This window comes from Melaminivora alkalimesophila (assembly GCF_000282995.1).
GTDB classification, from domain to species: Bacteria; Pseudomonadota; Gammaproteobacteria; order Burkholderiales; family Burkholderiaceae_C; genus Melaminivora; species Melaminivora alkalimesophila.
This window is the reverse complement of the sequence record NZ_ALEE01000705.1, coordinates 1-6,493: the sequence shown is the minus strand read 5'-3', so window position 1 is coordinate 6,493 and position 6,493 is coordinate 1. Positions and strand designations below refer to the sequence as shown.

Here is a 6,493-nt window from a genome sequence, read left to right as displayed (position 1 = left end):
GGCAGCCACAGCCGGGCAAACATGCCGGGCGCTGCGCCGCCCAGGTCGGCAGGCAGGGGCAGACGCCATTGCGCGGTGTGGGTGCTGCGGTCGATGGTGGGCAGGCGCTGGATGTCGGCCAGGGAGACGCTGGCCCGGGCACCTGTGAGGCTGGGTATTTCCCACTGGGCAGATGCGGCAGGCGTGGCGGATGCGTCCGCCAGCTGCAGCGTCTGGGGCACGCTGACCGTGATGCGCAGGGCTGCCGGGTCGTACAGGCGCAGCAGTGGGCGTCCGGGCGTGGCCATGTCGCCCAGGGCCACCGGCAGCTCGCTGACGATGCCGGAGTAGGGCGCGCGCACGATGTGCAGGCTGGCCTGCGCTGCGGCGGCGCTGGCCTGGGCCTGCAGGGCGCGCACCTGGGCGTGGGCTGCCTGCGCCTGCGCCTGGGCGCGCTCCAGTCCGGCCTGGCTGATGTATTGGCGGGCGAACAGCTGCCTTTGCCGCGCCAGCTCGCTGTCGGCCAGCTGGGCCTGGGTGCGGGCCGCATCGACCTGGGCGGCGCTGGCGGCAGCACTTTGCCGGGCCGGCTGGGCATCGAGGCGCAGCAATTCCTGCCCGGCCTGCACGCGGTCGCCGACACGCACCAGCACCTGCACCACCGCGCCGGCCACCTGGGTAGACACCGTGGTGTCACGCACGGCTTCGACGACGCCATCGGCTGCGTGCATCTGGGCGACAGGACCGGGCCGGACCTGGATCGAGGCCAACGCCTGTGCCTGGGCAAGGGCGACGCTGCCGGAAGCCGCCAGCGCCGCAGCGGCCAGCACTTCCAGTGTGCGCCTCGGGACGAGGGGTAAAGCAGGACAGAACATGCAGACATTTTTTAACTAAACAGTTAAATAGTCAAGCAAGCCTTAAAATGTCTGACATGCACCACACCTGCGATTTCGTTGAAGGGAGGGCCGCATGAGGGAGTTGCCCCCCGAAGCCCTGGAGCACATTGCCGCGTACTTCCAGGCCTTGTCCGAGCCGACGCGCCTGCAGCTGATCAACCTGCTGCGAGGCGGCGAGCGCAACGTCGGCGAGCTGGCGCGCGCATGCGGCTGCACCACGGCCAACGCATCCAAACACCTAGCGCTGCTCGCGCAGCAAGGCATGGTCGCGCGCGAGAGCCGCGGCACCAGCGTCTACTACCGCATTGCCGACGCGACCATCGATGCCCTGTGCGATCTGGTGTGCGACACGCTGGCGCGCCAGTTCGAGCAACGCGCCCAGGACAGCGCACTGTTTGGCCGTGCGGGTGCGGCTGGGGCGCCCGAACGGCCCGCGCCGGGAGCGGCGTGACGGCAGCAGGGGAAGCCGCGGGGGCGGGGGAAGGCCTTTCCGCCACGAATTTTGCCGAGGTTATTTAACATAATATACATCGTATCTTTTACGCATCGCCCCCAGGGCGCCCCGCAGGTCATAATTGCCCCATGCGATTCCTCCATACCATGTTGCGCGTGGGCGACCTGCAGCGCTCCATCGACTTCTACACCAAGGTGCTCGGCATGCAGCTGCTGCGCACCTCCGAGAACCCCGAGTACAAGTACTCGCTGGCCTTTCTGGGCTTCGACGGGGGCAACCCCGGCCAGGCCGAACTCGAGCTGACCTACAACTGGGGCGTGGACCGCTACGAGATGGGCACCGCCTACGGCCACATCGCCATCGGCGTGCCGGATGCCTATGCTGCCTGCGAACGCATCAAGGCGGCCGGCGGCAAGGTCACGCGCGAAGCCGGGCCGGTCAAGGGCGGGACCACGGTCATCGCCTTCGTCACGGACCCGGACGGCTACAAGATCGAACTGATCGAGCGCAAGGACGACATCGGCGCCGGCACCGGCCTGCGCTGAGCCTGGCCGGCTCTCGGCCAACGCCTGCGCCGCACACCGCGCCGTGCGGCCGACACCATCACAACCAAGCGCAGGCGCCTTCCTCGGCGCTCGTGGCGTTGCGGCGCATGCCGGCAAACAGCTCGCGTCCCAACCCGTGGGCGTTGTCCTGCAGCTGCGCCTCGGGCATCTGCGCCGGCGGGCGCGCCTGCCACTGGTGTTCGTCCAGAAGCACTTCCAGCACGCCTGCGTCGGCATCCAGGCGAACCATGTCGCCGTCGCGCACCTTGGCGAGTGGCCCGCCTGCATAGGCCTCCGGCGACACATGAATGGCCGCCGGGACGTTGCCCGATGCGCCGCTCATCCGCCCATCCGTCACCAGCGCCACGCGCCAGCCCTTGCGCTGCAACACGGCCAGGGGCGGCGTGAGCTTGTGCAGCTCGGGCATGCCGTTGGCACGCGGACCCTGCCAGCGCACCACGCATACCAGCCCGCCCGCGCCATTGCCCTCGCACAGCCGATCCAACTCGCCCGCATGGAAGGCTTCGAGCAGCTCGCCCTGCGAGTCGAACACCCGCGCCGGTGCCTCGATCACGTGCCGATCGGCCGGCACGGCCGAGATCTTGATCACCGAGCGTCCCAGGTTGCCGCGCAGCAGCTTCAGGCCGCCGGTCGGGCTGAAGGGCGACGCCACCGGACGCAGGATGGATTCGTCTCGCGAGGCGCCCGGATCGCTCCAGCGCAGTTTCCCGTCCTGTCCCAGTTCCGGCACGCGCGTGTACTCCCGCAGGCCGCCCGCGCGCACGGTCAGCACATCCTCGTGCATCAGCCCCGCATCCAGCAACTCACGGATCACATAGCCCGGCCCCCCTGCCCCCTGGAAGCCGTTCACGTCCGCCACGCCGTTCGGGTAGACGCGCGCGAGCAGCGGCACCACCGCCGACAGCTCGGAGAAATCATCCCAATCGATCGCGATGCCGGCCGAGCGTGCCACCGCCACCCAGTGGATCAGGTGGTTGGTCGAGCCGCCGGTGGCCAGCAGCGCCACCATGGCGTTCACGATGCAGCGCTCGTCCACCACCCGCCCGATCGGCGTGAAGCGCTGCCCGCGTGTGATGGCGAGCGCCGTGCGCACGGCCTCGCGCGTGAGCTCCTCGCGCGCCGGCTCGCCGGGGTTCACGAAGGCCGTCCCCGGCACATGCAGGCCCATCGCCTCGAGCAGCATTTGGTTGCTGTTGGCCGTGCCGTAGAAAGTGCAGGTCCCCGGGCTGTGGTAGGCCGCCATCTCGGCCGCCAGCAGCTCCGGACGGCCCACCAGCCCCTGCGCCGCCTGTTCGCGCACCCGCGCCTTCTCCGTGTTCGACAGGCCCGACGGCATCGGACCGGCAGGCACGAAGACCGTCGGCACATGACCGAAGTGCAGGGCACCGATCAGCAGGCCCGGCACGATCTTGTCGCAAACGCCCAGCATCAATGCTGCATCGAAGGTGTCGTGGCTCAGCCCGACCGCGGTTCCCAGTGCGATGGTGTCGCGGCTGAACAGCGACAGCTCCATGCCGGCCGTGCCCTGGGTCACGCCGTCGCACATGGCGGGCACGCCCCCCGCCACCTGGGCATTGGCCCCCTGGCGGCGCGCCTCGTCCCTCAGGATGTCCGGATAGCGTCCCAGCGGCGCATGCGCCGACAACACGTCGTTGTAGGACGTGACGATTCCGATGTTGGGTTTCTTTTCTTCGACGATGCGCAGCTTGTCGTTGGTCGGCAGGCCCGCCACTGCATGCGCCACGTTGGCGCAGCCCAGGCGCTGCAGCCCGGGCGGGCGGTTCGCCATCCGGTCGAGCCGCTCGAGGTAGGCGCCGCGCGGTCCGGCGCTGCGCTCGCGGATGCGGCCGGTCACGGCCGCCACGGTGCTGTGAAGGGTCATGGGGCTGGGCTCCTGTCGGCGGTGGCCGGCGCGCCATGGCACCGGTCGACCCGCCCCATGTTACGCCGCCCCCCATGGCGGCAGTCCGGTGGCGGGTATTCGATGTGCCACCGCGCGGCCTGCCCTGCCCTGACCGGGCACGCAGGCGCCGCCGCTCAGGGGGCGAGCACCACCTCGACGCGCCGCGCCTCGGCGTTGTCGCCGTCGGCCTGCGTGACCTCGGGTTTGCGTAGCTCCACCCTCTCTGCCGGCACGCCCAGCTCCAGCAGTGCATCGCGCACCGCCATCGCCCGCTGCTTGGCGAGTTCGGCGTTCAGGGCTGCATCGCCGGTGGCGTCGTGGTAGCCTGAGACCAGGGCCGTGCGCCCCTGCTCGCCTGCGCCGCGCGCGACATCCGCGAGGGCCTCGGCCGCGCCGGGCGCCAGGGCGGCGCTGCCGGAGGCGAAGTAGAACTTGACCACCCCGCCCTCCACCACCACCGAGGCTTCCTCGGTCACGACCACGCCCGGTGCCGCAGCGGCCACGGGGGCAGCGTCGGTGCCGGCCAGCATGGGCGCTGCCGCGGGCGCGCGGGCCATGCCCCGCTGGTACACCACCACGCCGACGACGGTCGACACCACCAGGGCAATCAGGATGGTCAGGAACCCGAGGGCGAAGCGCTGCTGGCCGTCGTCATCGGAGCTGTTGAAGGACATGATGCGCACTCCCGTGAATAATCCGAATGTTGGACAAAACCCGTCGATTGTAGAGTCCCCCGCCATGCTTTCCGCTGCCCACCATGTCCAGCGCGACCCCGCCCCGCTGCTGGAGCGCACCCTCGCCGAATGGGGTGGCCGGGAGGATCTGTGGGTCTTTGGCTACGGCTCGCTGATCTGGCGGCCCGACTTTGCCTTCGCGGAGCGGCGCGCGGCCACCGTGCACGGCTGGCACCGCGCGCTCAAGATGTGGAGCCGTGTCAATCGCGGAACCCCCGAGTGTCCCGGCCTGGTGTTCGGCATGCTGCCGGGCGGAAGCTGCCGCGGGATGGCGTATCGCATCGAGCGCGCGGAGGTGGCGGCGATGCTGCCGCCCCTGTGGCAGCGCGAGATGGTGCTGGGCGTGTACGACCCGCGGTGGGTGGAATGCCGCACTGCCCGGGGGCCGGTGCGCGCCCTCGCCTTCACGCTCTCGCGCAAGAACCCGAGCTACACCGGCGTGCTGCCCGACGAGCAGTACCGACGCATCTTCCGCGAGGCCCGCGGGATCTACGGCAGCACGCGCGAATACGCCGAAGCCACGCACGCCGAGCTGCTGCGCCTGGGCATCCACGACCGCGCCCTGGCCCGGCTGGTGGCGCTGTCGCGCGCGGCGGATGGCATCGCGCCGGCGCCCGAAGCGCGCCGCGCGGAAGGCACAATCCGCCCATGACCGACCTTCCCCTTTCGGCCTCCATTGCCGCCCTGCGCAAGAGCTACGAGCGCGCCGAGCTGGGCGAGAACGCCTCGCACCCGGACCCCTTGCAGCAATTCGACCAATGGCTCCAGGAGGCGCTGGCCGCCCAGGTGCCCGAGCCCAACGCCATGACGCTGGCGACCGTCGGCAGCGACCTGCGCCCCAGCACGCGCGTGGTGCTGATCAAGGGCTACGACGAGCGCGGCATCGTCTGGTACACCAACTACCAGAGCCGCAAGGGCCGGGAGCTGGCGGGCAACCCCTTCGCTGCCCTGCAGTTTCACTGGGTCGAGCTCGAGCGGGTGGTGCGCATCGAAGGGGTGGTGGAGAAGGTCGAGGAGGCGCAAAGCGACGCCTACTACCGCAGCCGGCCGCTCGATTCGCGCATCGGCGCCTGGGCCAGCCCGCAGAGCCAGGTGATCCCGGGGCGCAGCGTGCTGGTCGCGAACGCGGCCCGGTACGGCGCGCAGTTCCTGCTGCAGCCTCCTCGCCCGCCCCATTGGGGGGGCTTGCGGCTGGTGCCCGACCGCTGGGAATTCTGGCAGGGGCGCAAGAGCCGGTTGCACGACCGGCTGCGCTACCGGCGAGAGGACGGGCACTGGCTGCGCGAGCGGCTCGCCCCCTGAACCGCGCGGGCCCCGTGCTGCGGCGTCTCAGGCGCCGGGCTTGAGGTGCTCGCGGAAGGTCTGGCGGAATTTCTCCAGCTTGGGCGCGATGACGAAGGCGCAGTAACCCTGGCTCGGGTTGTTGTCGTAATAGCGCCCGTGGTAGTCCTCGGCCGGCCAGAAGCTTTGCAGCGGCTGCAGCTCGGTCACCACCGGCGCATCGAACAGGCCCTCGCGCTCGATCCGGCGCAACACCTCCTCCGCCACCTGGCGATGGGCCTCGTCGCTGTAGTAGATGGCGCTGCGGTATTGCGGTCCCACGTCGTTGCCCTGCCGGTTGGGCGTCGTCGGGTCATGGGTCGCGAAGAAGATTTCCAGGATCTGCCCGACGCTGATCTCCTGCGGATCGAAGCGCACGCGCACGACCTCCGCGTGGCCGGTGTCGCCTCGGCACACCTGTTCGTAGCTTGGATGGGCGACGTGGCCGTTCGCATAGCCGCTTTGCACCTCGTGCACGCCGCGCACGCGCCTGAAGACGGCCTCCGTGCACCAGAAGCACCCGCCGCCAAGGGTGATGGTCTGTATCTGCTGCTCAGGGCTGCTCATGGTGTCCTCCTCAGGGCCGGCGCCGCGCACCGGGCCGAACGCACATCATAGGCGCCGCCGGCAGGCCCTGCAGC

At 70.2% G+C, this 6,493-nt stretch carries 8 protein-coding genes; 4 read left to right on the top strand and 4 right to left on the bottom strand.

Going from position 1 to position 6,493, the window contains the following annotated elements; translation table 11 throughout:
- Positions 1–809: efflux RND transporter periplasmic adaptor subunit (locus tag A612_RS13750; protein ID WP_019375040.1), on the bottom strand; the 809-nt coding region annotated here is incomplete at its 3' end.
- Positions 810–948: 139 nt separating this feature from the next.
- On the opposite strand from A612_RS13750, the gene A612_RS13745 reads away from it, so the two are divergent.
- Entirely contained in the window at positions 949–1,326 is a 378-nt protein-coding gene (locus tag A612_RS13745) for an ArsR/SmtB family transcription factor (RefSeq protein ID WP_040436971.1), read from the top strand.
- A 131-nt stretch (positions 1,327–1,457) separates the two neighbouring features.
- Complete coding sequence (gene gloA, locus A612_RS13740; RefSeq protein WP_040436970.1) at positions 1,458–1,874, top strand: lactoylglutathione lyase; 417 nt, start codon at positions 1,458–1,460, stop codon at positions 1,872–1,874.
- Between the two features lie 58 nt (positions 1,875–1,932).
- On the opposite strand, the gene edd is transcribed toward gloA, so the two are convergent.
- Together edd and A612_RS13730 are read right to left on the bottom strand one after the other, a co-directional pair.
- Positions 1,933–3,777 carry a phosphogluconate dehydratase gene (edd, locus tag A612_RS13735; protein WP_019375037.1) on the bottom strand — a complete coding sequence of 615 codons (1,845 nt, stop codon included), beginning with the start codon at positions 3,775–3,777 and terminating at the stop codon, positions 1,933–1,935.
- Positions 3,778–3,932: 155 nt separating this feature from the next.
- Complete coding sequence (locus tag A612_RS13730) at positions 3,933–4,472, bottom strand: OmpA family protein (RefSeq protein WP_040436973.1); 540 nt, start codon at positions 4,470–4,472, stop codon at positions 3,933–3,935.
- Positions 4,473–4,536: 64 nt separating this feature from the next.
- On the opposite strand from A612_RS13730, the gene A612_RS13725 reads away from it, so the two are divergent.
- Both A612_RS13725 and pdxH read left to right on the top strand, forming a co-directional pair.
- Positions 4,537–5,184, top strand: coding sequence for a gamma-glutamylcyclotransferase (locus A612_RS13725; RefSeq protein ID WP_019375035.1), 648 nt, complete (start codon positions 4,537–4,539; stop codon positions 5,182–5,184).
- The gene (gene pdxH, locus A612_RS13720; RefSeq protein WP_019375034.1) at positions 5,181–5,834 is read left to right on the top strand and encodes a pyridoxamine 5'-phosphate oxidase; all 654 of its coding nucleotides are present in this window, start codon (positions 5,181–5,183) and stop codon (positions 5,832–5,834) included. The genes A612_RS13725 and pdxH overlap by 4 nt, the downstream gene beginning before the upstream one ends.
- A 27-nt stretch (positions 5,835–5,861) precedes the next feature.
- On the opposite strand, the gene msrA is transcribed toward pdxH, so the two are convergent.
- Complete coding sequence (msrA, locus tag A612_RS13715; protein ID WP_019375033.1) at positions 5,862–6,419, bottom strand: peptide-methionine (S)-S-oxide reductase MsrA; 558 nt, start codon at positions 6,417–6,419, stop codon at positions 5,862–5,864.
- Between the last annotated feature and the right edge of the window lie 74 nt (positions 6,420–6,493).